Annotated in this window: 32 protein-coding genes; 19 read left to right on the top strand and 13 right to left on the bottom strand. The window is 65.4% G+C overall.

The window, feature by feature from the left end:
• The first annotated feature begins 122 nt into the window (after nt 1–122).
• The 3 genes from KKQ75_RS09680 (at nt 123) to KKQ75_RS09670 (ending at nt 2,431) form a co-directional block, all read left to right on the top strand.
• On the top strand, nt 123–716 hold the full coding sequence (locus tag KKQ75_RS09680; protein ID WP_213361873.1) for a CDP-alcohol phosphatidyltransferase family protein: 594 nt from the start codon (nt 123–125) through the stop codon (nt 714–716).
• 36 nt (nt 717–752) lie between these two features.
• Nucleotides 753–1,442 carry a lysophospholipid acyltransferase family protein gene (locus KKQ75_RS09675; RefSeq protein WP_213361870.1) on the top strand — a complete coding sequence of 230 codons (690 nt, stop codon included), beginning with the start codon at nt 753–755 and terminating at the stop codon, nt 1,440–1,442.
• 83 nt (nt 1,443–1,525) lie between these two features.
• Entirely contained in the window at nt 1,526–2,431 is a 906-nt protein-coding gene (locus tag KKQ75_RS09670; protein ID WP_250131129.1) for a phosphatidate cytidylyltransferase, read from the top strand.
• 78 nt (nt 2,432–2,509) lie between these two features.
• Here KKQ75_RS09670 and pyrE read toward each other — a convergent pair whose 3' ends face one another.
• On the bottom strand, nt 2,510–3,208 hold the full coding sequence (pyrE, locus tag KKQ75_RS09665) for an orotate phosphoribosyltransferase (protein WP_213361865.1): 699 nt from the start codon (nt 3,206–3,208) through the stop codon (nt 2,510–2,512).
• Nucleotides 3,209–3,252: 44 nt separating this feature from the next.
• Here pyrE and KKQ75_RS09660 point away from each other — a divergent pair, with 44 nt between their 5' ends.
• Together KKQ75_RS09660 and KKQ75_RS09655 are read left to right on the top strand one after the other, a co-directional pair.
• The gene (locus KKQ75_RS09660; protein ID WP_213361863.1) at nt 3,253–4,044 is read left to right on the top strand and encodes an exodeoxyribonuclease III; all 792 of its coding nucleotides are present in this window, start codon (nt 3,253–3,255) and stop codon (nt 4,042–4,044) included.
• A 2-nt stretch (nt 4,045–4,046) separates the two neighbouring features.
• Nucleotides 4,047–4,685, top strand: coding sequence for an MBL fold metallo-hydrolase (locus KKQ75_RS09655; RefSeq protein WP_213361860.1), 639 nt, complete (start codon nt 4,047–4,049; stop codon nt 4,683–4,685).
• Nucleotides 4,686–4,753: 68 nt separating this feature from the next.
• On the opposite strand, the gene KKQ75_RS09650 is transcribed toward KKQ75_RS09655, so the two are convergent.
• Nucleotides 4,754–5,632, bottom strand: coding sequence for a M48 family metallopeptidase (locus tag KKQ75_RS09650; RefSeq protein WP_213361858.1), 879 nt, complete (start codon nt 5,630–5,632; stop codon nt 4,754–4,756).
• An 89-nt stretch (nt 5,633–5,721) separates the two neighbouring features.
• Here KKQ75_RS09650 and KKQ75_RS09645 point away from each other — a divergent pair, with 89 nt between their 5' ends.
• Entirely contained in the window at nt 5,722–7,392 is a 1,671-nt protein-coding gene (locus KKQ75_RS09645; protein ID WP_213361856.1) for an AmpG family muropeptide MFS transporter, read from the top strand.
• A gap of 184 nt (nt 7,393–7,576) precedes the next feature.
• On the opposite strand, the gene KKQ75_RS09640 is transcribed toward KKQ75_RS09645, so the two are convergent.
• The 9 genes from KKQ75_RS09640 to rsmI all read right to left on the bottom strand — a co-directional run bounded on the left by KKQ75_RS09640 (nt 7,577) and on the right by rsmI (nt 16,947).
• Nucleotides 7,577–8,332, bottom strand: coding sequence for a glycosyltransferase family 2 protein (locus KKQ75_RS09640; RefSeq protein ID WP_213361855.1), 756 nt, complete (start codon nt 8,330–8,332; stop codon nt 7,577–7,579).
• A 16-nt stretch (nt 8,333–8,348) separates the two neighbouring features.
• The gene (locus KKQ75_RS09635; protein ID WP_213361854.1) at nt 8,349–8,555 is read right to left on the bottom strand and encodes a zinc-finger domain-containing protein; all 207 of its coding nucleotides are present in this window, start codon (nt 8,553–8,555) and stop codon (nt 8,349–8,351) included.
• A gap of 25 nt (nt 8,556–8,580) precedes the next feature.
• Entirely contained in the window at nt 8,581–9,516 is a 936-nt protein-coding gene (locus KKQ75_RS09630; protein ID WP_213361852.1) for a branched-chain amino acid transaminase, read from the bottom strand.
• A 228-nt stretch (nt 9,517–9,744) separates the two neighbouring features.
• A complete protein-coding gene (gene proX / locus KKQ75_RS09625; protein WP_213361850.1) occupies nt 9,745–10,761 on the bottom strand; it encodes a glycine betaine/L-proline ABC transporter substrate-binding protein ProX in 1,017 nt (338 codons plus the stop codon).
• Between the two features lie 65 nt (nt 10,762–10,826).
• Complete coding sequence (proW, locus tag KKQ75_RS09620) at nt 10,827–12,113, bottom strand: glycine betaine/L-proline ABC transporter permease ProW (RefSeq protein ID WP_213361848.1); 1,287 nt, start codon at nt 12,111–12,113, stop codon at nt 10,827–10,829.
• A gap of 135 nt (nt 12,114–12,248) precedes the next feature.
• The gene (proV, locus tag KKQ75_RS09615; RefSeq protein WP_213361847.1) at nt 12,249–13,562 is read right to left on the bottom strand and encodes a glycine betaine/L-proline ABC transporter ATP-binding protein ProV; all 1,314 of its coding nucleotides are present in this window, start codon (nt 13,560–13,562) and stop codon (nt 12,249–12,251) included.
• Between the two features lie 418 nt (nt 13,563–13,980).
• Nucleotides 13,981–15,375 carry a DNA repair protein RadA gene (gene radA, locus KKQ75_RS09610; protein WP_213361846.1) on the bottom strand — a complete coding sequence of 465 codons (1,395 nt, stop codon included), beginning with the start codon at nt 15,373–15,375 and terminating at the stop codon, nt 13,981–13,983.
• A 31-nt stretch (nt 15,376–15,406) separates the two neighbouring features.
• Nucleotides 15,407–16,006 carry a hypothetical protein gene (locus tag KKQ75_RS09605; protein WP_213361842.1) on the bottom strand — a complete coding sequence of 200 codons (600 nt, stop codon included), beginning with the start codon at nt 16,004–16,006 and terminating at the stop codon, nt 15,407–15,409.
• A complete protein-coding gene (gene rsmI, locus KKQ75_RS09600) occupies nt 16,003–16,947 on the bottom strand; it encodes a 16S rRNA (cytidine(1402)-2'-O)-methyltransferase (RefSeq protein ID WP_213362759.1) in 945 nt (314 codons plus the stop codon). Before rsmI ends, KKQ75_RS09605 begins: the two co-directional genes overlap by 4 nt.
• A 55-nt stretch (nt 16,948–17,002) precedes the next feature.
• On the opposite strand from rsmI, the gene KKQ75_RS09595 reads away from it, so the two are divergent.
• The 3 genes from KKQ75_RS09595 (at nt 17,003) to KKQ75_RS09585 (ending at nt 18,850) form a co-directional block, all read left to right on the top strand.
• On the top strand, nt 17,003–17,413 hold the full coding sequence (locus KKQ75_RS09595; protein ID WP_213361840.1) for a YraN family protein: 411 nt from the start codon (nt 17,003–17,005) through the stop codon (nt 17,411–17,413).
• A 91-nt stretch (nt 17,414–17,504) separates the two neighbouring features.
• The gene (locus KKQ75_RS09590; RefSeq protein ID WP_213361838.1) at nt 17,505–18,167 is read left to right on the top strand and encodes an SIS domain-containing protein; all 663 of its coding nucleotides are present in this window, start codon (nt 17,505–17,507) and stop codon (nt 18,165–18,167) included.
• Entirely contained in the window at nt 18,167–18,850 is a 684-nt protein-coding gene (locus KKQ75_RS09585) for a BON domain-containing protein (RefSeq protein ID WP_213361837.1), read from the top strand. Before KKQ75_RS09590 ends, KKQ75_RS09585 begins: the two co-directional genes overlap by 1 nt.
• A 4-nt stretch (nt 18,851–18,854) precedes the next feature.
• On the opposite strand, the gene KKQ75_RS09580 is transcribed toward KKQ75_RS09585, so the two are convergent.
• Together KKQ75_RS09580 and proC are read right to left on the bottom strand one after the other, a co-directional pair.
• Nucleotides 18,855–19,337 (bottom strand): methyltransferase family protein, encoded by a 483-nt coding sequence (locus tag KKQ75_RS09580; protein ID WP_213361835.1) that lies wholly within the window; start codon nt 19,335–19,337, stop codon nt 18,855–18,857.
• Between the two features lie 6 nt (nt 19,338–19,343).
• Nucleotides 19,344–20,177, bottom strand: a complete 834-nt coding sequence (proC, locus tag KKQ75_RS09575) for a pyrroline-5-carboxylate reductase (protein WP_213361833.1) — start codon at nt 20,175–20,177, stop codon at nt 19,344–19,346.
• 415 nt (nt 20,178–20,592) lie between these two features.
• Between proC and rplN the strand changes: the two genes are divergently transcribed.
• Genes rplN through rplO form a run of 10 tightly spaced genes read left to right on the top strand, consistent with a single transcriptional unit; the run spans nt 20,593 to nt 24,670 of the window.
• Nucleotides 20,593–20,961: a 50S ribosomal protein L14 gene (gene rplN / locus KKQ75_RS09570; RefSeq protein WP_213361830.1), complete on the top strand. Its 369-nt coding sequence runs from the start codon at nt 20,593–20,595 to the stop codon at nt 20,959–20,961.
• A gap of 13 nt (nt 20,962–20,974) precedes the next feature.
• On the top strand, nt 20,975–21,295 hold the full coding sequence (rplX, locus tag KKQ75_RS09565) for a 50S ribosomal protein L24 (RefSeq protein ID WP_213361829.1): 321 nt from the start codon (nt 20,975–20,977) through the stop codon (nt 21,293–21,295).
• Between the two features lie 2 nt (nt 21,296–21,297).
• The gene (gene rplE, locus KKQ75_RS09560) at nt 21,298–21,837 is read left to right on the top strand and encodes a 50S ribosomal protein L5 (protein WP_213361828.1); all 540 of its coding nucleotides are present in this window, start codon (nt 21,298–21,300) and stop codon (nt 21,835–21,837) included.
• Between the two features lie 8 nt (nt 21,838–21,845).
• Nucleotides 21,846–22,151, top strand: coding sequence for a 30S ribosomal protein S14 (gene rpsN / locus KKQ75_RS09555; protein WP_213361826.1), 306 nt, complete (start codon nt 21,846–21,848; stop codon nt 22,149–22,151).
• Nucleotides 22,152–22,169: 18 nt separating this feature from the next.
• On the top strand, nt 22,170–22,565 hold the full coding sequence (gene rpsH / locus KKQ75_RS09550; RefSeq protein WP_091812810.1) for a 30S ribosomal protein S8: 396 nt from the start codon (nt 22,170–22,172) through the stop codon (nt 22,563–22,565).
• A 22-nt stretch (nt 22,566–22,587) separates the two neighbouring features.
• The gene (gene rplF / locus KKQ75_RS09545) at nt 22,588–23,121 is read left to right on the top strand and encodes a 50S ribosomal protein L6 (RefSeq protein ID WP_213361823.1); all 534 of its coding nucleotides are present in this window, start codon (nt 22,588–22,590) and stop codon (nt 23,119–23,121) included.
• 11 nt (nt 23,122–23,132) lie between these two features.
• Complete coding sequence (gene rplR, locus KKQ75_RS09540; protein ID WP_091812814.1) at nt 23,133–23,498, top strand: 50S ribosomal protein L18; 366 nt, start codon at nt 23,133–23,135, stop codon at nt 23,496–23,498.
• 15 nt (nt 23,499–23,513) lie between these two features.
• A complete protein-coding gene (gene rpsE, locus KKQ75_RS09535; RefSeq protein ID WP_091812816.1) occupies nt 23,514–24,035 on the top strand; it encodes a 30S ribosomal protein S5 in 522 nt (173 codons plus the stop codon).
• An 11-nt stretch (nt 24,036–24,046) separates the two neighbouring features.
• Nucleotides 24,047–24,229, top strand: coding sequence for a 50S ribosomal protein L30 (rpmD, locus tag KKQ75_RS09530; protein WP_091812817.1), 183 nt, complete (start codon nt 24,047–24,049; stop codon nt 24,227–24,229).
• A gap of 9 nt (nt 24,230–24,238) precedes the next feature.
• Nucleotides 24,239–24,670 carry a 50S ribosomal protein L15 gene (gene rplO, locus KKQ75_RS09525; RefSeq protein ID WP_213361822.1) on the top strand — a complete coding sequence of 144 codons (432 nt, stop codon included), beginning with the start codon at nt 24,239–24,241 and terminating at the stop codon, nt 24,668–24,670.

Genomic DNA, 24,670 nt, shown 5'->3' with positions numbered 1-24,670 from the left:
TCGCAATCTTTCCTGCTTTTCATTCCCCGTGGAAGGGTTTGAAAGGGGAAGCGGATCGCTGCTTGCGCATTGCATTCTCCACGCCCATCCATCTACCCGGGTGGTTGCGTGATCCCGTGATCATGAGCATCTACGCCCTCAAGCCCAAGTTCCAGAACCTGCTGCGCCCCATGGTGCGCGGCCTGCATGCGGCCGGCATCACGGCCAATCAGGTCACGTTGCTGGCCTGCGCGCTGTCCATGCTGCTGGGGCTGGCCCTGTACCTGTTTACGGAACGGGCGGCGCTGTTTTATCTGCTTCCCTTGTGGTTCTTCCTGCGCATGGCGCTCAATGCCATTGACGGCATGCTGGCGCGTGAGTTCGGCCAGCAATCGCGGCTGGGCGGCTATCTGAACGAGGTGACCGACATCGTGGCCGACGCCATGCTGTATCTGCCGTTTGCCCTGCTGGTGCCGCAGGGCGCACTGGCGGTGGGGGTGGTGATCTTTCTGGCCGCGCTGACGGAAACCGTGGGCATCCTGGGTCAGGTGCACGGCAACGGCAGGCGCTATGACGGACCGGTGGGCAAGAGCGATCGCGCGTTCGTGTTTGGCGCGCTGGGGCTGTGGTATGCCGTGACAGGCAGCCTGGGTGCCTGGAGTCTGCCCTTCATGTGGGTGCTGGCGGCGCTGCTGGCCTTCACCTGCTGGCGACGCCTGCAACGCGGACTGGCCTGAGACAGCATCCCGATTTTTCACGGAAAGGCAGTCGCCATGGAGCTCCTGCAAAACCTGCTGGTACGGATCATCGATACCGTTCTGATCTTCTTCGCTTCGCTGGTGACGGGCGTGACGCCCAAGCGCCCGCACGAACTGGCGTTTTCGCCGCGCGGCAAGGTGTACTACGCCAACCACAACAGCCACGGCGATTTCGTGCTGGTGTGGGCGGCCCTGCCCAAGCGCTGGCGCCTGAAGGTGCGCCCGGTGGCAGGGGCCGACTACTGGGGCAAGGGAGCGCTGCGGCGCTTTCTGATGCACAAGGTGTTCAACGGCCTGCTGATCGACCGGCAAGGACACGATCCGCGCGCGGCCATCGACGCCATGGGCGAGGCGCTGATGCGCGGCGAGTCGCTGATCATCTTTCCCGAAGGCACGCGCAAGATGGATGACGACATCGTGATGCAGCCGTTCAAGAGCGGCATTTACCACCTGGCGCTCAACCATCCGGGCACGGAATTCATTCCGGTCTGGCTGGAGAACATCAACCGGGTGCTGCCCAAGGGCAAGCTGATTCCGGTGCCCTTGCTGTGCCATGTGAATATCGGTCAGCCGGTGGCTTTGCAGGAAGGGGAGGGCAAGGCCTCGTTCCTCAAGCGCACCAGCGATGCCTTGCTGGCCCTGGCGGTCCTGCATGCACCTGAACGGCAGGCCGCCCCCACCACATCCAGCGGAGAAAAAGCATGAGCCTGTTCGATACCTCGCGCCAGGTTGCAGACGGTGTGGCGCAGCATGCGCAGCGTTTCCAGGCCGAGGCCGGCCACGTGTTCATGGTGCTGTTCGCCGTGCTGCTGGTGGCCAGCCTCGTGGGCCGCACGCTCAAGTACCGCCTGCACGGCCAGCCCAGCGCCACCATCGACAACCTCAATGCGCGCATCGATGCCTGGTGGATCATGTCGCTGGTGCTGTTGCTGGCCTTCCTGTTCGGGCGCGTGGGCACCATCGTGCTGTTCTTCCTGGTGTCCTTCGTGGCCTTGCGCGAGTTTCTGGCGCTGGTCTACAGCCGGCGCAGCGACTACGGCGTGCTGGTGGCCTGCTTCTACCTGCTGCTGCCGCTGCAGTACTGGTTCGTGCTGACCGACTGGTACGGCATGTTCTCGATCTTCATTCCGGTCTACGGCTTTCTGTTGCTGCCGATCCTGGCCAGCCTGGGAGGCGAGACGGCGCGCTTCCTGGAACGCACCTCCAAGATCCAGTGGGCGGTGATGATCAGCGTGTTCTGCCTGTCGCACGTGCCGGCGCTGATGAACCTGCGCATCGAGGGCTATTCCACCAACATCCTGCTGCTGGTGTTCCTGATCGGCGTGGTGCAGGCCAGCGACGTGCTGCAGTACATCTGGGGCAAGCTGCTGGGCAAGCGCAAGATTCTGCCGGCGCTGTCACCGTCCAAGACGGTGGTGGGCACCGTGGGCGGCATCGCCAGTGCCAGCCTGCTGGCCGTGGCACTCTATCCACTGACGCCGTTCACGCCCTGGCAGGCCGGCCTGATCGGGCTGCTGATCTGCACCATGGGCTTTCTGGGCGGACTGGTGATGTCCGCCATCAAGCGCGACCGCGGCGTGAAGGACTGGGGCAACCTGATCCAGGGCCATGGCGGCATGCTGGACCGGGTGGATTCGATCTGCTTTGCGGCACCGGTGTTTTTCCACGTGGTGCGCTATTTCTGGAAGGCCTGATCGGCTGCAGCCGGGCACATTCAGCGCCGGGAGGCGCTGAGAGCGAGATCCTGTGGGGGCTCAGCGGAGGCAGCGAACTCAGCGCACGCCGTAGCGCTCGCGATAGGCCAGCACTTGCGCATGGTGCTCGGCCATGCTGGTGCCGCCTTGCGGCAGGTGCGCCAGATAGCCCAGCAGGTCGTCCAGCGTGGCAATCGCGCAGACCTGCATGCCGAGCTGCTCGCGCACATATTGCACGGCGCTGTAGGGCACGTCCTGGCCGTTTTCGGTGGCCATTTCCTGGCGATCCAGCGCCACGGCCACGGCAGCCGGGATGGCGCCGGCAGCCTGGATCAGCGCAATCGACTCGCGCACTGCGGTGCCGGCCGACATCACATCGTCCACGATCAGCACGCGGCCCTGCAGCGGCGCGCCCACCAGACTGCCGCCTTCGCCATGGTCCTTGGCTTCCTTGCGGTTGTAGGCAAAGGGCTTGTTGTGGCCCAGGCGAGCCAGTTCGACCGCCACCGCGGCCACCAGCGGGATGCCCTTGTAGGCCGGGCCGAACAGCATGTCGTATTGGATGCCGCTGGACAGGATGCGCTGCGCATAGAATTGGGCCAGCCGGCCCAGCATGGCGCCGTCGTTGAACAGCCCTGCGTTGAAGAAGTAGGGCGACTGGCGGCCGGCCTTGGTGATGAAGCTGCCAAAGCGCAGCACGCCGCTGTCCACCGCAAAGGCAACGAAATCTTCGGCCAGATGGTCGATCGGGGCGGGAGTGGGGGCGGCTTGGCTCATGGTTGGGCAGACAGAAAATCAGTGAATCGAGGGAGTAGCGCGCAGTGTTCCGTTTGACCAGTTTGAATCTCAATGGCATCCGTTCGGCCACCACCAAGGGCCTGGAGCCCTGGCTGGCTGCGCATGCTCCTGATTGTATGTGTGTTCAGGAAGTGAAGGCACAGCAGGCCGATATCGTGGGCCGCTTCGAAGTGCTGGCCGAACTGCAGGGCTATTTCCATTTTGCCGAGAAGAAGGGCTATTCGGGCGTGGGCATCTACACGCGCCACGCGCCCAGCGATGTGCGCGTGGGCTTCGGCTCGGCCGAGTTCGATGCCGAGGGCCGCTACATCGAACTGCGCTTCGATACGCCGGCGCGCAAGCTGTCCATCATCAGCTGCTATTTCCCGAGTGGTTCCTCGGGCGAGGAGCGCCAGGCGGCCAAGTACCGCTTCCTGGACGAGATGTTCCCCTACCTGCTCGAACTCAAGCGCGACCGGGAGTTCATCCTGTGCGGCGACGTGAACATCGCGCACAACGAGATCGACCTGAAGAACTGGAAGGGCAACCGCAAGAACAGCGGTTTCCTGCCCGAGGAACGCGCCTGGATGACGCGCCTGCTGGGCGAGGCGGGCATCGTCGATGTCTATCGCCAGCTCAAGCCCGAGGCCACGGACGAGTGCTACACCTGGTGGAGCAACCGCGGCCAGGCCTATGCCAAGAACGTGGGCTGGCGTCTGGATTACCATCTGGCTACGCCGGCGCTGGCCGCGCATGCACAGGTCGAGTCCATCTACAAGGGCGAGAAGTTCTCCGACCATGCACCGATCACGATCGACTACGATTTCACACTCTGACCATGCTGCACTACCACACCATTCCCGTCACGCCGTTCCAGCAGAACTGCTCCATCCTCTGGTGCGACCAGACCATGGAAGGAGCGGTGGTCGATCCGGGCGGCGACCTGCCGCGCCTGCTGGCCTTTGCCCAAAAGCAGGGCATCACGCTCAGGCAGATCCTGCTGACGCACTGCCATGTGGACCATTGCGCAGGCACGGCCGAACTGTCCGGCAAGCTGGATCTGCCCATCATCGGCCCGCACGAGGGTGACCAGTACTGGATTGATGCGCTGCCGGCCACCGCAGTGAACTATGGCTTTCCTCCGGCCGCCACCTTCACCCCGACGCGCTGGCTGCACGATGGCGATACGGTGCAGGTGGGCAACAGCACGCTGCAGGTGCGCCACTGCCCGGGGCACACGCCGGGGCATGTGGTGTTCTACTCGCCCGAGGCCAATCGCGCCTTTGTGGGCGACGTGCTGTTTGCCGGGTCGATTGGCCGCACGGATTTTCCGGGCGGTGACTACGACACCCTGATCGCCAGTATCACGCAGCGCCTGTGGCCGATGGGGAACGACACGGTGTTCATCCCCGGCCACGGCCCGGAGAGCAGCTTCGGGCGCGAGCGGGTGAGCAATCCGTTTGTCGCCGGAACCTGATCAGGCTTCGCAGCTTCCCATGCCAGCCGCCTGACCACAAGTGGCCAGAGCGGGACAGCAGCCGTGCTTCAGCCCTTGCCGCCCGCCTGACGGTACAGGTTCTCTACCTTGGGGATCGTCGCCTGCAGCTGCCGGATGCGGTCCGGCCCGCTGGGATGCGAGGACAGGAAGGCCATGTTGCCGCGTCCGTTGGCGGCAATCATCTTGTTCCACAGGGACACACCGGCACGCGGATTGAAGGCGCCGCGTGCCGACAGCTCCAGCCCGACCACATCAGCCTCGGTTTCGTCGCTGCGGCTGTAGCGCAGCGCCAGCAGTTCGGTGCCGATATTGGCCGCCGCCTGCCCCAGATCGCCCAGGCCGAACAGCTGCGAGGCAATCGACAGACCCATGTTGGTGGCGCTGGTCTTGGCCAGGCGCTCGCGCGCATGTTCGCGCAGGGCATGCGCCATTTCGTGGCCCATGATCACGGCGGCTTCGTCCGACGAGAGCTTGAGCCGGTCCAGAATGCCGGTGAAGAAGGCGATCTTGCCGCCGGGCATGCAGAAGGCGTTCAGGTCCGGGCTGTCGATCAGGCTGATTTCCCACTTCCAGTCGCGGGCGCGCTCGTTCCAGCGCGGCGCGTGCGGAATGATGCGCTCGGCGATCTTCTGCAGTTGCTGCAGCTGCGGATCGCTGGCCGGACGCAGCACCCGCTTGCTGCGCGCCTGCGAGCGCATCTGGTTGTATTGCGAGGTGGCTGCCTGCTCGATCTGGTCCGCAGGAATCAGCTGGCGCCAGGCCGAGGATTTGCCCACGTCCACCTGCGCCTGTGCCGGCACGGCGGCAGCCAGCCCGGCAGCGGCGGCCGCAGCCGAACCGCCGCGCAGGAACAGGCGGCGTTGCGGGGAAGAGGGGCTGGAGCCCTGGCTCCAGGCGGAATGGCGCGAGATGCAGAACAGGCACATAGTGCGCGGATAATAGCGCGAGCCCGCCGAAATTGCAGGCAGTTTGCAAACCCTTGCAGCTGTGACGACAGCGGTACAGAAAGAACCCGATGGCCGATTCCCCTTCCGTTACGTCTTCTCCCAAGCTCACCTGGGCCCAGTCGCTGCGCGTCTATCTCGAACCGGCCAGCCTGCGCATGCTGGCGTTGGGCTTTTCCGCCGGCCTGCCGCTGCTGCTGGTGCTGGGCACGCTGAGCTTTCGCCTGCGCGAAGCGGGCATCGACCGCGCCACCATCAGCTTCCTCGGCTGGGTGGCGCTGGCCTACGGCTTCAAGTGGGTGTGGGCGCCGCTGGTAGACCGGTTGCCGATTCCGCTGCTGACGCGCTGGCTGGGACGGCGCCGCAGCTGGCTGCTGGTGGCGCAGCTCACCATCATGGGCGGCCTGGTCGGCATGGCACTGTACAACCCGGCCGAGCAGGGCGTGGAAACGCTGGCCAAGCTGGCGCTGCTGGTGGCCTTCGCCTCGGCCACGCAGGACATTGCGCTCGATGCCTTCCGCATCGAATCGGCGACTATTGAAAGGCAGGCCGTGCTGGCCGCCAACTACCAGACCGGCTACCGGCTGGCCATGATCTGTGCCGGAGCCGGTGTGCTGAGCCTGGCCGCCTGGGCCGAGCGCACCTATGCGCCGGCTGGCCCCGGCTACAACAACCAGGGCTGGACGGTGGGCTACCTGTCCATGGCCGCGGCCATGCTGGTGGGGGTGATCACCGTGCTGTTCTCGTCCGAACCGGCGGAGCGCAACCGGGATGCCGACGGCAAGGCCCATGATCCGGTGTACGAGCGTGCCCTGCAGCAGGTGGCCGGGCAGGGTGTGGCGCTGACGGGCATTGCGGCCTTTCTGGGCTGGGTGGCGTTTGTGGTGGTGTCGGTGGCGCAGGCGGCCAAGGCAGAGTGGATCAAGCCCTTGCAGGCGGCCACCGGCGGCCATCTGCTGACGCTGGTGGTGCTTCTGGCAGCGGCGCTCACGGCAGTGACCTTTGCCGGCAAGAGTCCGCGCCTGCGTCCGGCTGCCGGCAGCAGCGCGCAACGCGGGCTGGCGCGCGTGCAGGCCTCGTTCGTCGCGCCCTTCGTGGACTTCTTCCAGCGCTACCGCTGGCATGCGCTGCTGATCCTGGCGCTGATCAGCATCTACCGCATCAGCGACGTGGTGATGGGCATCATGGCCAACCCCTTCTATGTGGACATGCAGTTCAGCAAGGAACAGGTGGCACTGGTCAGCGGCGTGTTCGGCATCTTCTTCACGCTGCTGGGCACCTTCATCGGCGGCGTGCTGGCGCTGCGTATCGGCGTGATGCGCGTGCTGATGCTGGGTGCGGTGCTGTCGGCGCTGAGCAACCTGCTGTTTGCCTGGCTGAGCACCATGCCCGGGGTGGCGCAGGACGTGTGGCAGTTCAGCGTGTTCGGCTACGCGTTTGAGATTCCTCGTGCGCTGACGCTGGTGATCACGGCAGACAACCTGGCCGGCGGCATCGCTTCGGCCGCCTTCATTGCCTACCTGTCAGGCCTGACCAGCATCAGCTACTCGGCAACGCAGTACGCGCTGTTCAGCTCCATCATGCTGTTGCTGCCCAAGTTCATTGCGGGCTTCTCGGGCACCTTCGTCAACCACTATGGGTATGACACTTTCTTCGTGACGACGGCTTTGCTGGGCTTGCCGGTAGTGGTGCTGGTATGGCTGGCCAGCCGGGTGTTGCCGGTGCAGGCGAAAGAGGCCTGAAGGCTGGCAGATCTTGCGGGCGCAGGGGAGGGGCGCGCATTGGGCGCCGTCCGTTCTTCGCGCGCATCAGTGGACCCAAGGGTGCCTCCAAGGGAGATGCAAGCCCGTACAGGCATGGCGGCGTTTCAACGATGCCGTGCGGTGCACGGCAAGCGCTGGCCAGCTTGACGGTCTGTTTGCTGCCTTAGGTGCCCCTGGCGTGCTGTTTGCGTTGCAGTTCCAGCAGCTTGGCCTCACTCAGATAAGCATAGCCTGCCTGCAGGCCGGCATACACCAGCCCGGGCAGCCCTTCCTTCCAGAAGTGCCGCACCAGCATGTAGCGCGTGAAGTATCCCAGCGGGGACAGCAGCATTTTCGCGACCGAGCCGCGCTTGCCGGCATTGAGCTTCTGCTGCGCCTTCAGGCTGGAATAGCTGTTGATCTTGCCCAGCGCCTTGGATACGGTGTCGTTGCCGTAGTGGATCATGTGCGGCCCGATGCGGCCGGTGGGCTGCTGCACCTCCACATGCTCGTGCACCAGCCGCACCAGATCCCATTCGGCCTTGTCCTTGCGGTACAGGCGCATCATCTGGTCGGGCCGGCTGCTGGTCATGGGCCTGCCCATAAAGACTTCGTGGCGCGGGATGGTGAAGCCGTTCATCGGCGTGCTGGCGATGAGGGTACGGATATGGTCGATGGCCCCAGGCTGCAGCACCTCGTCACCATCCATGGACAGCACCCACTCACCCTGGCACAGGCTCATGGCATGGGCCTTCTGTCTGGCGAAGCCGAGCCAGTCCTGGTGCACCACGCGCGCACCGAAGCGGCGCGCAATGTCCTGCGTGCCGTCGGTGGAGCCGGAGTCCACCACCACGATCTCGTCCACGCCCTGCAGGCGTTCCAGCACTTCGGCCAGGTGTTCGGACTCGTTCAGCGTGATCAGGTAGGCGGACAGCAGCATGCAGCAGGGAACAGTATCAGTGGCCGTGCGCCACGACTTCGCCTTCCTTCAGGCGATACACCGTGCCGCAATACGGGCACTTGGCTTCGCCATGCTGCGCGGCCACGTTCAGGTAGACCTTGGGATGGCTGTTCCAGAGTTTCATGTCGGCCAGGGGGTTGGGGCAGAATACGCCGCCCTGCGGGTTGAGGTCGCTGGCCTTGAGTTCGACGATGGCTGTCATGGGAGTGGTTCCTGGGCTTGAAGCATTAAACGAGGGTGAGCCAGTGGGCGTACTTGGGGTTGCGTCCGTTCACGATGTCGAAGAACGCAGTCTGGATCTTTTCGGTGACCGGGCCGCGGCGACCTTCGCCGATCTGCACGCGGTCCAGTTCGCGGATGGGCGTGACTTCGGCGGCAGTGCCGGTGAAGAACATCTCATCGGCAATGTAGCACTCGTCGCGCGTGATGCGCTTTTGCACCAGTTCGACGCCCAGGTCCTTGCAGATGTGGGTGATGGTGTTGCGTGTGATGCCGTTGAGGGCGCCGGCGGACAGGTCGGGGGTGTAGACCACGCCGTCCTTCACCAGGAACACGTTCTCGCCCGAGCCTTCGCTCACGAAACCGGCGCTGTCCAGCAGCAGGGCTTCGTCGTAGCCGTCGTCGGTGGCTTCCATATTGGCCAGGATGGAGTTGGTGTAGTTGCTGACCGTCTTGGCCTGCGTCATGGTGATGTTGACGTGGTGGCGCGTGAAGCTGCTGGTCTTGACGCGGATGCCGATGGCCATGCCGTCTTCGCCCAGGTAGGCGCCCCAGGGCCAGGCGGCGACCATCACGTGGGTTTTGGCGCCCTTGGGCGAAACGCCCAGCTTCTCGGAGCCCAGCCACACCAGCGGGCGCAGGTAGCCGCTGTCCAGATTGTTCTCGCGCACCACGGCACGTTGTGCCTCGTTCACTTCTTCCTGCGAGAAGGGCATGGGGATGCGCAGGATCTTGGCGCTGTTGAACAGGCGCTGGGTGTGCTCCTGCAGGCGGAAGATGGCCGGGCCTTTGTCCGTCTTGTAGGCACGCACGCCTTCGAAGGCGCCGCAGCCGTAGTGCAGGGTGTGCGTCAGCACGTGGACCTTGGCATCGCGCCACTCGACCATCTGGCCGTCCATCCAGATTTTTCCGTCGCGGTCGGACAGTGCGGTGGGTGCGCTCATGCAGATCTCCTCTTCGATTGGCAGCAGAAAGCGGCAGATCCCCCTTGAGCTGCCGCTTGCAATTATTCAGACAAACAGGAAGTTTACGCCTATTTTCGGCTGGTTGCAGCCTGTGCGCGGAGCGAGGGCTGCCTCATGGGTGTTTGCCGAGCCTGGCTGCGCTTGCCGCATGGCGCTGCGGAGCAGCGGTCGACGCCTGGCAAAGGCGCCGCCGCGCGGCAGCAATCATCAGCGTTTGCCAGCAGCGCGCGCCTCGGCGATCCAGCCATCGAACAGGCGCTGGTGCGCCTTGATCCAGCCGGCCACATGCTTGTCGATGTCGGCCTGCTTGTTGGCGCCATCGTTCATGGCCTTGTTCTGGGCGTTGATCGCGGCAATCGGCAGCTTCATCACGCTGAACAGCTTGGCCGCCGCGGGGTTCTGCTCGATGAACTGGCGGTTGGCCATGATGCGCTGGTTGTTCACGATGAAGCCGTAGTCCTTGCCGTTGGGCAGGGCGGTGCTGTCGGCGCCGACATCTTGGCTGGTGGGCACCTGCAGCCACACCACGTCCTTGCCCGGCTTGAGCACATTGCTCACCCAGTAGGGCGTCCAGGTGTAATAGAAGATGGGCTTGCCCTGCTGGTAGCGCGTGATGGTGTCGGCGATCAGCGCGGAGTAGTTGCCCTGCACGTGCTGGATGTGGCCGCGCAGCTGGAATTTGTCCAGGTGCTTCTCGATGGCTTTTTCGCAGCCCCAGCCGGGGTTGCAGCCGGTCAGGTTGGCCTTGCCGTCGCCGTCGGTGTCGAACAGCTTGGCAATGGCGGGGTCCTTCATCTGCTCGATGTTGGTGATCTTGTGCTGCTCGGCGGTCTTGCGGTCGACCAGGTAGCCCTGCAGGGCGCCGGCGGAATAGGTGTTGTCGCGCCAGAGCTTGCTGTCGCCACCTGCGTTCTGGTAGAAGTCTTCGTGCAGGCGGTCCCAGTGGTCGGCCATGAAGGTGGCGTCGCCGTTGGCGATGGCCAGGTGGGCGGCGGTGTAGTCCACTTCCTTGATGGGCTGGACCTGGTAGCCGAGCTTCTCCAGCGCCTTCACCACCAGCTGGGTCTGGAAGGTTTCTTCGGCGATCGGGCTTTGCAGCGGCTGGATGCGGATGCCCTTGCCGGGTTGTTCGTCGCTGGCGTGGGCGTTGAAGGCGGCCAGGCCGATCAGGCTGGCGCAGAGCAGGGCGCGGGGAAAACGGAGGGCGGAGGGAAGCAGGGTCATGGGGTTCCTTTCGGAGAATCGACAGGGCCGGGTGACGCGGCGCGTCACCGGGGCGGGAGTGGAGGTCAGACAGCGACGTGAGACAGCGGCTGAACAGCGGCCGGGGCACCCTTGGCCTGGGCGCGCGGCTGCAGCAGGCGGCGCAGCAGCCCGACCGGGCCGCGCTGGTACCAGCGCAGGCTCTTGCGGTCGCTCTGGCCCATGGCCTGCGTGATGCGGTCCAGCAGAATGGCCAGAATCACGATGCCCAAGCCACCCACGGTGGCCAGGCCCATGTCCAGGCGGCCGATGCCGCGCAGCACCATCAGGCCCAGGCCGCCCACGGCGATCATGGAGGCGATCACCACCATCGACAGGCTCAGCATCAGCGACTGGTTGATGCCGGCCATGATGGACGGCATGGCCAGCGGCATCTGCACCTTGGTCAGCATCTGCCAGGGCGAGGCGCCGTAGGCACGGGCCGCCTCGACCAGATCCGGGCGCACCTGGCGGATGCCGAGCGAAGTCAGGCGCACCAGTGGAGCCAGGGCAAAGATGATGGTGACGATCACGCCGGGCACGTTGCCGATGCCGAACAGCATCACCACCGGCACCAGATAGACGAAGGCGGGGGTGGTCTGCATGGCGTCCAGCACCGGGCGCACGAAGCGCTCGGCCCGGTCGCTGTTGGCGAGCCAGATGCCCAGCGGCAGGCCGATCACGATGCAGAAGAACAGCGAGGTCAGCACCAGCGACAGCGTGACCATGGTCTCGGGCCAGATGCCGAGCACGGCAAGCACCAGCAGCGAGACCAGCGTGCCGATGGCGAGGCGCGCGCCGGCCAGCTGCCAGGCGAGCAGCGACAGCAGGGCGATCATCACGGGGGTGGAAGGGTACAGCAGGGCGGCTTCCACGCCGCTCAGGATGCCGTCCACCGGGCCGCGCAGGGCCTGGAAAGCAGGGCGGAAATGCGCCACGAACCAGTCCAGTCCCTGGTTGATCCAGTCCTGCACCGGCAGGCTGCCGTCGAACAGCTGGTTGAAGGACAGGCCTTCGCTGCCGGCAGTGTCGAGCGCGGCGACACCGGTATCGGCGCCGGCGGCAGTGGCATCTCCCAATGCTTCATTGGTGACCACCGCATCGGGGCCGTTCAGCCAGTTGTCGTTGCTGTCGCTGGCGCCGCTCAGGGCGTAGGGGTCGCCGGCATCGGCCGCGTCGGTGACGGGGGCCTGCAAGGCTTCGTTGGCCGTGACGGCATCGGGGCCGTTGAGCCAGTTGTCATTGCTGCTGGCGGCGGTGGTTTCATAGGGATTGTCCGTGCCGGCGCCGGAATCGGCCGGGCGCGAAAGGTCCTGCGTGGACTCTGTGCTCATGGAATTGCTCCTGATCGGTCAGCGGCGGCGCGCAAGGGGCGCTGCCGCAGAAAGCATGCGGGAAAAGGGCAGGGTGCGCGGCGGGGCCTCAGGCTTGATGTTGACGCTGCAGCGCATCCTGAAAAACGAACGGGTTCAGGCCGCGGGGGTGGCTGCGGGGCGAGGGGCCTCGGCAGCCAATGCCAGGGCCGGCAGCTGATCCGGCGCCGCAGCTTCGGCGGTTTCGCCTTGCGGCAGCGGATTGCCCGCGATATCGGTCTCCGGATCGAGAAAACGCAGCAGCGTGTTCTTGCTGATGCTGCCCACGTAGCGGCCACGCTCGTCCACCACCGGCAACGGGCTGGGCGTTTCCAGCATGCGGCCGTACAGCTCGCGCACCGGGAAACTGCTGTCCACCGGCGTGATGCCCGGTACCAGCGCATGCTGCAAGCCGAGCGGGCCTTCGTGCCCGTGCAGCGCCGCGCGCAGCGAGTCGGCCGACACCATGCCCTGGTAGGTGTAGGAGGGATCGACCACGCAGGCCCAGTCGCGATCGTGTTCGGACAGGCGCTGCAGCGCCGGCCGGCAGCCGCGCAGGGGGCTCACAGCCACTTCCACCTGCAGCTTGCGTGCGATGTCGCCGGCCTTGAACACCGCCGACGCATCCACGCCGCTGATGAAGCTGCGCACATAGTCGTTGGCCGGATTGCGCAGAATGTCTTCCGGGCTGCCCACCTGCACCACCATGCCGTCCTTCATGATGGCAATGCGGTCGCCGATGCGCATGGCCTCGTCCAGATCGTGCGAGATGAACACGATGGTGCGCTGCTTCTCCTGCTGCAGGCGCAGCAGCTCGCCCTGCATCTCGCTGCGGATGATCGGATCCAGCGCGGAAAAAGCCTCGTCCATCAGCAGGATGGACGGATCGGCCGCCAGCGCCCGGGCCAGGCCCACGCGCTGCTGCATGCCGCCGGAAAGCTCATCCGGATAGCTGTTGGCCCATACGTCCAGGCCCACCTGCGCCAGCGCGAGGCGTGCCTGTTCGTTGCGCGCTGCCTTGTCCACCCCGGCCAGCTCCAGACCGAAAGCGGTGTTCTCCAGCACCGTCAGGTGCGGCAGCAGCGCGAAGGACTGGAACACCATGCTGATGTCCTTACGGCGGAAGGCGCGCAACTGCGGTTCGTTGTAGGCACCGATATCCTCGCCATCGACCAGAATACGGCCGGAAGTGGGCTCGATCAGGCGGTTGAGCATGCGCACCAGCGTGGACTTGCCCGAGCCGGACAGCCCCATGATGACGAAGATTTCACCGGCCTCGATGGTGAAGCTGGCGTCGAACACGCCGATGGAGGCACCGGTCTGCTCGACGATCTGCTGCTTGGTCAGACCCTGGCGCACCAGCTCCAGCGCCTTGGCGGGGTCGTCGCCAAAGACCTTGAACAGATGCTCGATCTCGATTTTTCTTGCCATGCTTTCCTCTCTGCAGAGGCAGGCGGCGGGCACTGTTGTGAATGAAATGAAGACGCCTGGGACGCCGACAACAGGCCGGACAAAGCCGACTGCCTGGTTGTAGGGATGGGGTTGTGCGCCACTGCACGAATGGCGAACCCCGGGCGGGCGATGTGGGAGGCGCGATGCTCCCAGCAAGTCCTTGCCGTCACGACACAGGCGGTGCGGACGACCAACGAGGGATGTTTTTTCGCAAACAGGCGCCACCGGCGGCAGCGCCAAAAAACGGAAAGGCGGCAGTCTAACGGCATTTCCTTAGAAATGCAAATCTGACGAAATGCTGTCGGATCAATGAAGTTGTCGGTGAATTGACGGACGATGGTGAAAATTCGTCCGGGCGACCGGGTTTGCGCCCCGTCATCTCCCTTGGCAACGCCACTTACTGTAACTGCCGCACCAGCTCCATCGCCTGCTCCACCCGCTCTACGGCGTGGATGGTCAGCCCTTCGAACTCCTTGCCCGGCTTTTTCGGCATGTTGGCCTTGGGCACGATGGCCACCGAGAAGCCCAGCTTGGCCGCTTCCTTCAAGCGTTCCTGCCCGCGCGGCGCCGGCCGCACCTCGCCTGCCAGACCCACCTCGCCAAACGCAAAGAACCCTTTCGGCAGCGCCTTGCCGCGCAGGCTGCTGGTAATCGCCAGCAGCACGGCCAGATCGGCGGCCGGCTCGCTGATGCGCACGCCGCCCACGGCGTTCACGAACACGTCCTGATCACCACTGGCCACGCCTCCGTGCCGGTGCAGCACCGCCAGCAGCATGGCCAGACGATCGCGCTCCAGACCCACGCTCAGCCGGCGCGGACTCGGTCCCGCGCCATCCACCAGCGCCTGGATTTCCACCAGCAGCGGCCTGCTGCCTTCCAGCGTCACCAGCACGCAGCTGCCCGGCACCGGCTCGCCATGCGTGCTCAGGAAAATCGCGCTCGGATTGCTCACGCCCTTGAGTCCCTTTTCCGTCATGGCAAAAACGCCCATTTCATTGACGGCGCCAAAACGGTTCTTGAAGGCGCGGATCAGGCGGTAGGCGCTGTGCGTATCGCCCTCGAAGTAGAGCACGGTATCGACGATATGCTCCAGCACACGCGGCCCGGCCAGTTGCCCGTCCTTGGTCACATGGCCCACCAGCACCACCGCCGTGCCGCTGGCCTTGGCAAAGCGCGTCAGGTGCGCCGCACACTCGCGCACCTGCGCCACGCTGCCCGGCGCGCTGCTCAGCGCATCGCTGTATACGGTCTGGATCGAGTCGATCACTGCCACCTGCGGCTGCTCGGCCTGCAGCGTGGCCAGGATTTTCTCCAGCTGGATCTCGGCCAGCACCCGCACCTGCGAGCCTTCCAGCCCGAGCCGGCGCGAACGCAGGGCCACCTGGGCTGCGCTCTCCTCGCCCGTGACATACAGCGTCTGCAGCCCCTGCAACTGCAGCGCATCGAGTGCCTGCAGCAGCAGCGTCGATTTGCCAATGCCCGGATCACCGCCGATCAGCGTCACCCCGCCATCCACCACACCCCCGCCCAGCACGCGATCCAGCTCGCCGATGCCGGTCGGCGTGCGCGCCACGTCCTCCGCCTTGATGTCGGCCAGGGTGGCCACTTCGCTGGCACCGGCCAGCGCCTGGTGCTGGCCGCTCAGCCGGTTCTTGCCGACGATGCCCTGGGCCGGATTGAGCACGGTCTCTTCCAGGCTGTTCCAGGCGCCACAGGCGGGACATTTGCCCAGCCAGCGCGGACTGGCCGCGCCGCAGGCATTGCAGGTAAATTGGGATTTGGGGGCTGCCATGGCGGCATTGTAGGGGGCAGGATCGGCACCCTCAGCCGGCCGGCCGGGGCCGCGGCGGCAGCCAGGCCAGGGTTGCCGCCAGATCGGTGCTGGCCAGCGGCAGCTCCACCAGCTCGCAGCGGCTGCGCTGCGCCTGCACTTCCACGCTCCATTCGCGCAGCCCCGTACGCACGCACTTCTCGGCCGCCTCGATGCGCGTCCACAGCCGTGCGCAATCCAGCGGATCCGGTGGCGCCGCAATGCCGCCATACAGTTGCAGCACCGCATCCCAGCCCGCCAGGTCCAGCAGGTGCCCCGCGCTCAGGTCGATCCCGACAGGAAACGGCGCAATCGCCAGCAAAGCCAGCGCCTGTGGCGCCGCCGGCTGCAGATAGCTCCATGACAGCCACAGCGCCGGCTCCGACTGCAGGCGCTGCGGCTCCGAAATCGGCGTCGGCACATTCGGCGGCCAGTGCGCATGCTGCCAGGACGCCACCGGATAGTGCCGCATCAGCAGTTCCTGCGCCTCGGCGCGCACATGCTGGCGCTGGCGTGCGCGGCTCAGGTCGGCGGGCAGCAACAGGCGCCAAAGCGCAATCTCGCCGAACGGCGTAGCCACATGGCCGGCGCTACTGCTGTACGGGCTGCTCATGCCTGCTTGCCCGCGATGGCCTCGGCATACAGCGCATTGCGCGCCTCGCCGGTGATCTCCGCCGCCAGGCGCACCGCGCTTCTGGTCGGCAGCTCCGCCAGCAGCAGGGCCAGCACGCGCCGTGCCTCCGGACTGATGGCGTCCTCATCCGCTGCAGCGGCCGGCGCCGCATGCACCACCAGCACAAATTCGCCCTTGCTGCGTTCGGGCGCCTCGTCCAGCCAGCCCGCCAGCGCCTGTGCCGGCAGTGTGGTGATCGATTCATACTGCTTGGTCAACTCGCGCGCCAGCGTCACCGGCCGCTCGCCCAGCAGCGCCAGCGCGCTGGCCAGTGCGCCAATGCGATGCGGGGCTTCCAGCAGCACCACCGGACGCGTCTCCTGCTGCAGCGCCTGCAGCGCCTGCTGGCGCTCCTGCCCCTTGGGTGGCAGAAAACCCGCAAACACCCAGCCTCCCTGCAGCCCGGCCACGCCATTGCTGTGCTGCGCGCCTTCCACGCCCGCCGCACACAATGCCGTGATGATGCTGCTGGCTCCGGGTAGCGGCATCACGCGCAGGCCAGCGGCCTGCACCGCCTGTACCAGCACGGCGCCAGGATCGCTGATCGCCGGCGTCCCCGCATCGCTCACATAGGCCACGCGCTGCCCTTGCTGCAGGCGCTCCACCACCTGCCGCGCCGCTTGCTGCTCATTGTGCTGGTGCAGCGCCAGCAGGCGCGATGCGGGTGCCGCAATCCCGTAGGCACGCAGCAGCAGCGCCGTATGGCGCGTATCCTCGCAGGCGATGGCATCGGCCAGCTGCAGCACATGCAGCGCACGCAGCGTGATGTCGGCCAGATTGCCGATCGGCGTGGCCACCAGATAAAGCGTGCCGGCGGGATATGATTGGCGGCCTGCAGCCGCCGTGGCAGCCTGCAGCGCAGGCCCGAAATCGGCCGCCAGCGATCCCGCTGGCCCGACGGGGGCAGAAGTGGCAGACACTCGCAATTCCTTCCTTATGAGCGCCCCAGCCCTGCCGGACACAGCATCCGGCCCTACACGCAAGCAACTCGGCGATGCCGCCGAAGCCAGCGCCATCGCCTGGCTGCAGCAGCGCGGCCTGGTCCTGCTGGAGCGCAATTACCGCACGCCGGGTCGCGGCGGCGGCGAGATTGACGCCATTATGCGGGACACGGATGGCACCCTGGTGTTCGTCGAGGTGCGCCAGCGTTCCGGTGCGGAGCACGGCGGTGCGGCCGCCAGCATCGGCGCCACCAAGCGCCGCCGCATCATCCGCGCCGCCCAGCACTACCTGCTGCGCTGGCGCTCCTGGCCGCCCTGCCGCTTCGACGTCATGGCCTGCGATGGCGAAATCCACTATGGGCAGGGTGCCTGGATCTGGCTGCCCGGCGCCTTCGACGCCTCCTGATTCCAGTCGTGCGCGTTGCAGAACGCCGGACTGCGCGGCTTCGTCTGCACGCGTCACTGATCCAGCGCATGCGGGCGTTATCATCCCTGACATGCAATCCCCGGACGCCCCCGACCAGCCCGATCCCCATGCCGCCCTGATGCGGCATTTCGCCGAAAACGCCGAAGCCTGCATGCAGACGGCGCAGGAAGGCCTGTTCCAGCTCGACCTGGCGGCCCAGTTGCTGGCCGACACCGTCTCGCGCGGCGGCAAGATCCTGCTCTGCGGCGCCGCCGAAACCGCCTTCCTGCCCCCCTATCTGGCCTCGCGCCTTGGTGGCCTGCTGGAGCGCGAACGCCCGCCGCTGCCGGCGCTGGCGCTGCTGGGTGACATCGGCTGGCCCGTTGCCAACCCCAGCGCCACCGCGCAGGCCCTGCCGCCGGACATGCTGGAGCAGCTGCAACAAGGTGTTGCACAAAGCCTGGTGTCGCAACTGCAGCAATTCGGGCAGATGGAGGATACTCTGTGGCTCTACAGCATGGACGCGCAGCAGCCCTACGCGCTGCAGGCTCTGGCCGCAGCGCATGCGCGCGATCTGCCCGTGCTGTGGATGCATGGCGGCGAGCCGTCCGATGCGCTGGGAGAACTGGACGTGGAAGTCCTGCTGGCCCAGCCGCGCGGCCTGCGCCTGCTCGAACAATGCCTGCTCGCCTCGCACGTGGTGTGCGACGCGCTCGACCGCATTCTGCTTGGTGATGAAGAGGAGAACGATTGATGACACCGACCCCCACGTCCCGCCGCACCGGCCGCCTCGGCCGCACCCTGGTTCTGGCCGGAGTCCTGGCCGCCACGCTGAGCGCCTGTGTGCCGCTGGTGGTGGGCACCGCCGTGGGCGGCGCCTGGCTGGCGCTGGATCGCCGCACCTCCGGCGCCCAGCTGGAGGATGAGGGCATCGAGGCCCGCGGCAGCAACCGCATCCAGGAAGTGCTCAAGGACCGTGGCCGCGTCAGCGTCACCAGCTACAACCGCGTCATGCTGCTCACCGGCCAGGTTACCACCGATGCCGACCGCCAGCTGGCCGAGAACATCGCCCGCACCGTGCCCAACGTGCGCCGCGTCGTCAACGACATCCTGATCAACCCGCCGGCTACGCTGAGCCAGCGCTCCACCGATGCGCTCACCAGCACGCGCGTCAAGGCGGCGCTGGTCGGCTCCAACCAGATCAACTCCAATGCCGTCAAGGTCACGACCGAACTCGGCACCGTCTACCTGATGGGCATCGTCACCCAGCGTGAATCGGATGCCGCGGCCGAAGCGGCGCGCAACGTCGGCGGTGTGCTCAAGGTGGTCAAGGTGTTCGAAATCGTTCCGGAAAGTGCCCTGAGCAGTAACACCACGGTGCCGGCGCCGGTGCAGAGCACGGCCCCGGCCGCGGGCAGCGCCACCACCACGCCCTGACCGTTCACAGCCAGCGCCGCACGCGCCGGCTGTACGCCTCATACGCCGCGCCGAAGTGTGCACGCAGCACGCGCTCTTCCGGCCGGATCTGGAAGCGCTGCAGATAGGCCAGCGCCAGCGGAATGCAGGCAAAGGCCAGCGGGTGCGCCAGCCAGCAGGCCCAGCCCAGCAGCACCAGCGCCATGCCCAGGTACATGGGATTGCGCGTGAAGCGGTAGACGCCTTGCTCGACAAGCGCGGACGCGCGCTCCGGGTGCAGCGGGTTGAAGGTGGTGTGCACGCGCTGGAACGCCCACAGGCCGCCCAGCGCGATCAGTCCCCCGGCCAGTGACAGCCCCGCCAGCAGCCCCCAGCGCCAGAGTCCATCCCATTGCCACTGCAGGGTTGGCGTGGCGCGTGCCACCAGCCACATCAGCAGCGCGCACGCCGCATCGACCACCGGTGGCGGTACCCGGTATTCCAGTGGATGCTGGCGCTGCACCTCCATGGCCGGTCAGCCGCCGAACTGCTCGGCCAGTTCGCGCCCGCGTGCCGCGCAGGCATGCATGGCCGCCACGATGGCCTGTTCCACGCCATGCTGCTGCATGGTGGTGATGGCTTCGTGCGTGGTGCCGCCCTTGCTGGTCACGCGCTGGCGCAGCACTTCGGGCGCGTCCGGCGAGGCCTGCACCAGCGCCGCCGCCCCGGCAAAGGTCTGAGCGGCCAGCGTCTTGCTCTGCTCGGCCGTCAACCCCAGCTCCACGCCGCCGCGCACCAGCGCCTCGATGAAATAGAACACATAGGCCGGCCCGGAGCCGGAAATCGCCATCAGGCTGTCGATCAGGGCTTCCTGCTCCAGCCACATGCGCTGGCCGGTCGGTGCCAGCAGCGCGTCGATCACGGCGCGGTCCTGGGCGCTGGCGCCGGCGCCGGCAAACAGCCCGGTCATGCCCTGGCCGACCAGCGCCGGCGTGTTGGGCATGGCGCGCACCAGCCGCTCGGTACCCAGCCAGCGCGTCAGGGCCGAGGCCGGAATGCCGGCGGCCACACTCAGGTGCAGGGCCTGTCGCACATGCCCGGCCACCGGGCGCGTGGCTTCCTCGAACTGCTGCGGCTTCACGGCCCAGACCACCACGTCGGCCTCGGCCAGGCTGGCGTCGGCTGCTTCCAGCACCTGCACGCCGAATTCCTGCTGCAGGCGCGCGCGCGTCTCGGCGAAGGGCTCGACCACGCGGATGCGGTCCGGAGCCATGCCCTGGCGCACCAGTCCGCCGAGAATGGCGCTGGCCATGTTGCCGCCTCCGATGAAGGCAATCTGCAGGTGTTCCGGAATGGGGCTGGTAGTCATGGTGGCAGTCGGGAAAGAGTGGGAAGGAGGGGCTTGTCGGTCAGGGTCCGGACAATTGCCGCGTGAAGGGCATTATCCGATAGCATGGCGCGTCGAAGGTATTTCCCCGGCCCGAAGCCCCTGTCCGAAGCGTCCCTGCGCCGCGGGGGCGCGGCACGGGCACACGCGCCCGGTGCCCGCCGCACCAGCCGCAAGCGCTAACTCCTTGTGCCTGATGCAAAAAAAGCACAGGCAGGTGTTGACGAATGCATCCTGATCAACGACAATACAAGGCTTCGCATCATTTCGGGTGCGATATGTCTGCCCAACTGCAGCGCTGTGAGAGTCCTTTTGCGGCGTGAATGACGGGCCCAAGACTGGCTTTGGAGCGTATTCGCATGCGGGTACGCAACCAGGTACAAGTTGGGAATTACAAATGATCCAAACAGAATCTCGTCTAGAGGTTGCCGACAATACGGGCGCCAAGTCTGTCCTGTGCATCAAGGTGCTGGGCGGTTCCAAGCGTCGCTACGCCAGTGTCGGCGACATTATCAAGGTCAGCGTGAAAGAAGCTGCTCCGCGTGGTCGCGTCAAGAAAGGCGAGATCTACAGCGCGGTGGTGGTCCGTACTGCCAAGGGCATTCGCCGTGGCGACGGTTCCCTGATCAAGTTTGATGGCAACGCAGCCGTGTTGCTGAACAACAAGATGGAGCCCATTGGCACCCGCATCTTCGGCCCCGTGACGCGTGAACTGCGTACCGAGCGCTTCATGAAGATCGTGTCCCTGGCTCCCGAAGTGCTGTAAGAGGAGTGACGGCATGAACAAGATTCGCAAAGGCGATGAGGTGATTGTCATCACCGGCCGTGACAAGGGCAAGCGTGGCACCGTCGCGCTGCGCAAGGACGACTCGTACCTGCTGGTCGATGGCGTCAACATGGTCAAGAAGCACGTCAAGCCCAACCCCATGAAGGGCGAGGCTGGCGGCATCGTGGAAAAGGCCATGCCTATCCACCAGTCCAACGTGGCCATTTTCAATGCGGCTACCGGCAAGGCCGACCGCGTCGGTATCAAGACCCTGGAAGACGGCAGCAAGGTGCGCGTGTTCAAGTCCAGCGGTGCAGAAATCAAGGTGGCATGATCATGGCACGTTTGCAAGACCAATTCCGCGAGAAAGTCGCTCCCGCGCTGACCGAGAAGTTCGGCTACAAGTCCCCGATGCAGGTTCCGCGCATCACCAAGATCACCCTGAACATGGGTGTGGGTGAAGCCGTTGCCGACAAGAAGGTGATGGACAACGCCGTGGCCGACCTGACCAAGATCGCCGGCCAGAAGCCCGTCGTGACCAAGGCCAAGAAGGCCATCGCCGGCTTCAAGATCCGTGAAGGCCAGCCCCTGGGTTGCATGGTGACCCTGCGCGGCGTGCAGATGTACGAATTCCTGGATCGCTTCATCAACATCGCGCTGCCCCGCGTGCGTGACTTCCGTGGTATCTCCGGCCGTTCCTTCGATGGCCGCGGCAACTACAACATCGGTGTGAAAGAGCAGATCATTTTCCCCGAGATCGAATACGACAAGGTGGATGCGCTGCGTGGCCTGAACATCAGCATCACCACCACGGCCAAGACCGACGAAGAGTGCAAGGCACTGCTCGCCGGCTTCCGTTTCCCGTTCAAGAACTGAGGTGAACTGTGGCTAAAGTTGCACTTATCCAACGCGAACTCAAGCGCGCCAAGCTGGTTGCCAAGTTTGCCAAGAAGCATGCCGAGCTGAAGGCTGTTGCCAACGACGTGAGCAAGAGCGACGAAGAGCGCGATGCCGCCCGTCTGGCTCTGCAGAAGCTGCCCCGCAATGCCAACCCGACCCGTCAGCGCAACCGTTGCGAACTGACCGGCCGTCCCCGTGGTACCTTCCGCCAGTTTGGCCTGGGCCGCGCCAAGATCCGTGAAATCGCCTTCGCCGGTGGCATCCCCGGTGTCACCAAGGCCAGCTGGTAATCGGCAGGAGAATCAAGAATGAGCATGAGTGATCCCATCGCCGATCTGCTGACTCGCATCCGCAATGCACAGATGGTCAACAAGGCCGTCGTGAACGTGCCGGCTTCCAAGGTGAAGACCGCCATCGTCAAGGTGCTGCAGGACGAGGGTTATATCGACGGCTTCCAAGTCAAGACCGAAGACGGCAAGTCCGTCCTCGAGATCGCCCTGAAATATTACGCCGGCCGTCCGGTGATCGAGCGCATCGAGCGCGTCAGCCGTCCCGGCCTGCGCGTCTACAAGGGTTCCAAGACCCTGCCGCAGGTCATGAACGGTCTGGGTGTGGCCATCGTCACCACTCCGCAAGGCGTGATGACCGATCGCAAGGCGCGCGCAGCCGGTGTCGGCGGCGAAGTGCTGTGCTACGTGGCGTAATCGAAGCGAGGAGAAATACAAGATGTCCCGTGTAGGTAAAATGCCCGTCGCCATCCCCCAGGGTGTGGATGTTGCGATCAATGCAGAAACCATCGACGTCAAGGGCGCTGGCGGCAAGCTGTCCGCTGCGGCCAGCCGTCTGGTCAAGGTCGAGCTGAACGACGGCAAGCTGTCCTTCGTGCCGGCTGACGAATCCCGTGAAGCCAACGCCATGTCCGGCACCCTGCGCCAGCTGGTGAACAACATGGTGGTCGGCGTGAGCAAGGGCTTCGAGAAGAAGCTGAACCTGATCGGCGTGGGCTACAAGGCCTCCGTCCAGGGCAACAAGCTCAACCTGAACGTCGGCTACTCGCATCCGGTGATCCTGGAAATGCCCGAGGGCATTACCGCGGCCACCCCGACGCCGACCGAAGTCGTCATCAAAGGTGCTGACCGCCAGGTCGTTGGCCAGATTGCCGCCGAAGTGCGCGCAACGCGTCCGCCCGAGCCCTACAAGGGCAAGGGTGTGCGCTACTCCGACGAGCGCGTCATCATCAAAGAGACCAAGAAGAAATAAGGAACGGCATCATGTTGAACAAGAAAGCCCAACGTATTCGCCGTGCACGCCAGACGCGTATCCGCATCGCCGCCCAAGGCGTGCCGCGTCTGACCGTGAACCGTACCAACATGCATATGTATGCATCGCTGATTTCCGGTTGCGGCACCAAGGTGCTGGCTACCGTGTCCACTGCCGAAGCCGATATCCGCAAGGAACTGGGCGCTGCCGGCAAGGGTGGCAACGTGGCGGCTGCCGCCATGATCGGCAAGCGCATCGCCGAGAAGGCGAAGGCTGCTGGCGTCGAGAAGGTTGCCTTTGACCGTGCAGGCTTCGCCTACCACGGCCGCGTCAAGGCTCTGGCCGACGCTGCCCGCGAAGCCGGCCTGCAGTTCTAAGGATTGGAATCGAAAATGGCAAAAATTCAAGCTAAACCGCAAGACGACGCTCGCGACGACGGCCTGCGCGAAAAGATGATCGCGGTCAACCGCGTGACCAAGGTTGTCAAGGGTGGTCGTATCCTGGGCTTCGCAGCCCTGACCGTGGTCGGCGACGGCGACGGTGGTGTCGGCATGGGCAAGGGCAAGTCCAAGGAAGTGCCCGTGGCCGTGCAGAAGGCCATGGAAGAAGCGCGCCGCGGCATGCTGAAGGTGTCCCTGAAGAACGGCACCATCCACCACACCGTGATGGGTCACCACGGCGCTTCCCGCGTCATGATGACGCCGGCTCCCAAGGGTACCGGTATCATCGCCGGCGGCCCGATGCGCGCCGTGTTCGAAGTGATGGGCATCACCGACATCGTGGCCAAGAGCCATGGTTCGTCCAACCCGTACAACCTGGTGCGTGCCACGTTTGATGCACTGCGCAACTCCACGACTCCGGCCGAAGTGGCCGCCAAGCGTGGCAAGAGCGTGGAAGACATCTTCGCCGCCTGATGGAGAGAAACATGTCTGACAAGCAAACCGTCAAAGTGCAGCTGGTGCGCAGCCCGATCGGCACCAAGCAGTCCCATCGCGACACCATTCGCGGTCTGGGCCTGCGCAAGCTCAACAGCGTCAGCGAACTGGAGGATACTCCTGCAGTGCGCGGCATGATCAACAAAGTCGCCTATCTGGTGAAAGTTCTGTAAGGTCTGAAGATGGAACTCAACAACCTCAAGCCTGCCGAAGGCGCCAAGCACGCAGCGCGTCGCGTGGGTCGCGGCATCGGCTCCGGTCTGGGCAAGACTGCAGGCCGTGGCCACAAGGGCCAGAAATCCCGCTCCGGTGGCTACCACAAGGTCGGCTTCGAAGGCGGCCAGATGCCCCTGCAGCGTCGTCTGCCCAAGCGCGGCTTCAAGTCCCACCTGCTGAAGTACAACGCCGAGATCAACCTGTCCGAGCTGGATCAGCTGGGCCTGGATGAAGTCGACATGCTGGCCCTGAAAGAGGCCGGTCTGGTCGGCCAGATGATCAAGGTCGTCAAGGTCATCAAGAGCGGCGAGCTGACCCGTGCGGTCAAGCTGACCGGCATTGGTGCCACGGCTGGTGCCAAGGCCGCCATCGAGGCAGCCGGCGGCAGCCTGGCCTGA

It is taken from the genome of Brachymonas denitrificans (assembly GCF_907163135.1).
Taxonomy (GTDB): Bacteria; Pseudomonadota; Gammaproteobacteria; order Burkholderiales; family Burkholderiaceae_C; genus Brachymonas; species Brachymonas denitrificans_A.
This window is presented reverse-complemented; position numbering and strand designations above follow the sequence as displayed.

Bases quoted from the DNA above. Each gene is read 5' to 3' on its own strand.
- KKQ75_RS09680 (WP_213361873.1), top strand. From the start codon at position 123: ATGAGCATCTACGCCCTCAAGCCCAAGTTCCAGAACCTGCTGCGCCCC.
- KKQ75_RS09675 (WP_213361870.1), top strand. From the start codon at position 753: ATGGAGCTCCTGCAAAACCTGCTGGTACGGATCATCGATACCGTTCTG.
- KKQ75_RS09670 (WP_250131129.1), top strand. From the start codon at position 1,526: ATGGTGCTGTTCGCCGTGCTGCTGGTGGCCAGCCTCGTGGGCCGCACG.
- pyrE (WP_213361865.1), bottom strand. From the start codon at position 3,208: ATGAGCCAAGCCGCCCCCACTCCCGCCCCGATCGACCATCTGGCCGAA.
- KKQ75_RS09655 (WP_213361860.1), top strand. From the start codon at position 4,047: ATGCTGCACTACCACACCATTCCCGTCACGCCGTTCCAGCAGAACTGC.
- KKQ75_RS09650 (WP_213361858.1), bottom strand. From the start codon at position 5,632: ATGTGCCTGTTCTGCATCTCGCGCCATTCCGCCTGGAGCCAGGGCTCC.
- KKQ75_RS09645 (WP_213361856.1), top strand. From the start codon at position 5,722: ATGGCCGATTCCCCTTCCGTTACGTCTTCTCCCAAGCTCACCTGGGCC.
- KKQ75_RS09640 (WP_213361855.1), bottom strand. From the start codon at position 8,332: ATGCTGCTGTCCGCCTACCTGATCACGCTGAACGAGTCCGAACACCTG.
- KKQ75_RS09635 (WP_213361854.1), bottom strand. From the start codon at position 8,555: ATGACAGCCATCGTCGAACTCAAGGCCAGCGACCTCAACCCGCAGGGC.
- KKQ75_RS09630 (WP_213361852.1), bottom strand. From the start codon at position 9,516: ATGAGCGCACCCACCGCACTGTCCGACCGCGACGGAAAAATCTGGATG.
- proX (WP_213361850.1), bottom strand. From the start codon at position 10,761: ATGACCCTGCTTCCCTCCGCCCTCCGTTTTCCCCGCGCCCTGCTCTGC.
- proW (WP_213361848.1), bottom strand. From the start codon at position 12,113: ATGAGCACAGAGTCCACGCAGGACCTTTCGCGCCCGGCCGATTCCGGC.
- proV (WP_213361847.1), bottom strand. From the start codon at position 13,562: ATGGCAAGAAAAATCGAGATCGAGCATCTGTTCAAGGTCTTTGGCGAC.
- radA (WP_213361846.1), bottom strand. From the start codon at position 15,375: ATGGCAGCCCCCAAATCCCAATTTACCTGCAATGCCTGCGGCGCGGCC.
- KKQ75_RS09605 (WP_213361842.1), bottom strand. From the start codon at position 16,006: ATGAGCAGCCCGTACAGCAGTAGCGCCGGCCATGTGGCTACGCCGTTC.
- KKQ75_RS09595 (WP_213361840.1), top strand. From the start codon at position 17,003: ATGAGCGCCCCAGCCCTGCCGGACACAGCATCCGGCCCTACACGCAAG.
- KKQ75_RS09590 (WP_213361838.1), top strand. From the start codon at position 17,505: ATGCAATCCCCGGACGCCCCCGACCAGCCCGATCCCCATGCCGCCCTG.
- KKQ75_RS09585 (WP_213361837.1), top strand. From the start codon at position 18,167: ATGACACCGACCCCCACGTCCCGCCGCACCGGCCGCCTCGGCCGCACC.
- KKQ75_RS09580 (WP_213361835.1), bottom strand. From the start codon at position 19,337: ATGGAGGTGCAGCGCCAGCATCCACTGGAATACCGGGTACCGCCACCG.
- proC (WP_213361833.1), bottom strand. From the start codon at position 20,177: ATGACTACCAGCCCCATTCCGGAACACCTGCAGATTGCCTTCATCGGA.
- rplN (WP_213361830.1), top strand. From the start codon at position 20,593: ATGATCCAAACAGAATCTCGTCTAGAGGTTGCCGACAATACGGGCGCC.
- rplX (WP_213361829.1), top strand. From the start codon at position 20,975: ATGAACAAGATTCGCAAAGGCGATGAGGTGATTGTCATCACCGGCCGT.
- rplE (WP_213361828.1), top strand. From the start codon at position 21,298: ATGGCACGTTTGCAAGACCAATTCCGCGAGAAAGTCGCTCCCGCGCTG.
- rpsH (WP_091812810.1), top strand. From the start codon at position 22,170: ATGAGCATGAGTGATCCCATCGCCGATCTGCTGACTCGCATCCGCAAT.
- rplF (WP_213361823.1), top strand. From the start codon at position 22,588: ATGTCCCGTGTAGGTAAAATGCCCGTCGCCATCCCCCAGGGTGTGGAT.
- rplR (WP_091812814.1), top strand. From the start codon at position 23,133: ATGTTGAACAAGAAAGCCCAACGTATTCGCCGTGCACGCCAGACGCGT.
- rpsE (WP_091812816.1), top strand. From the start codon at position 23,514: ATGGCAAAAATTCAAGCTAAACCGCAAGACGACGCTCGCGACGACGGC.
- rpmD (WP_091812817.1), top strand. From the start codon at position 24,047: ATGTCTGACAAGCAAACCGTCAAAGTGCAGCTGGTGCGCAGCCCGATC.
- rplO (WP_213361822.1), top strand. From the start codon at position 24,239: ATGGAACTCAACAACCTCAAGCCTGCCGAAGGCGCCAAGCACGCAGCG.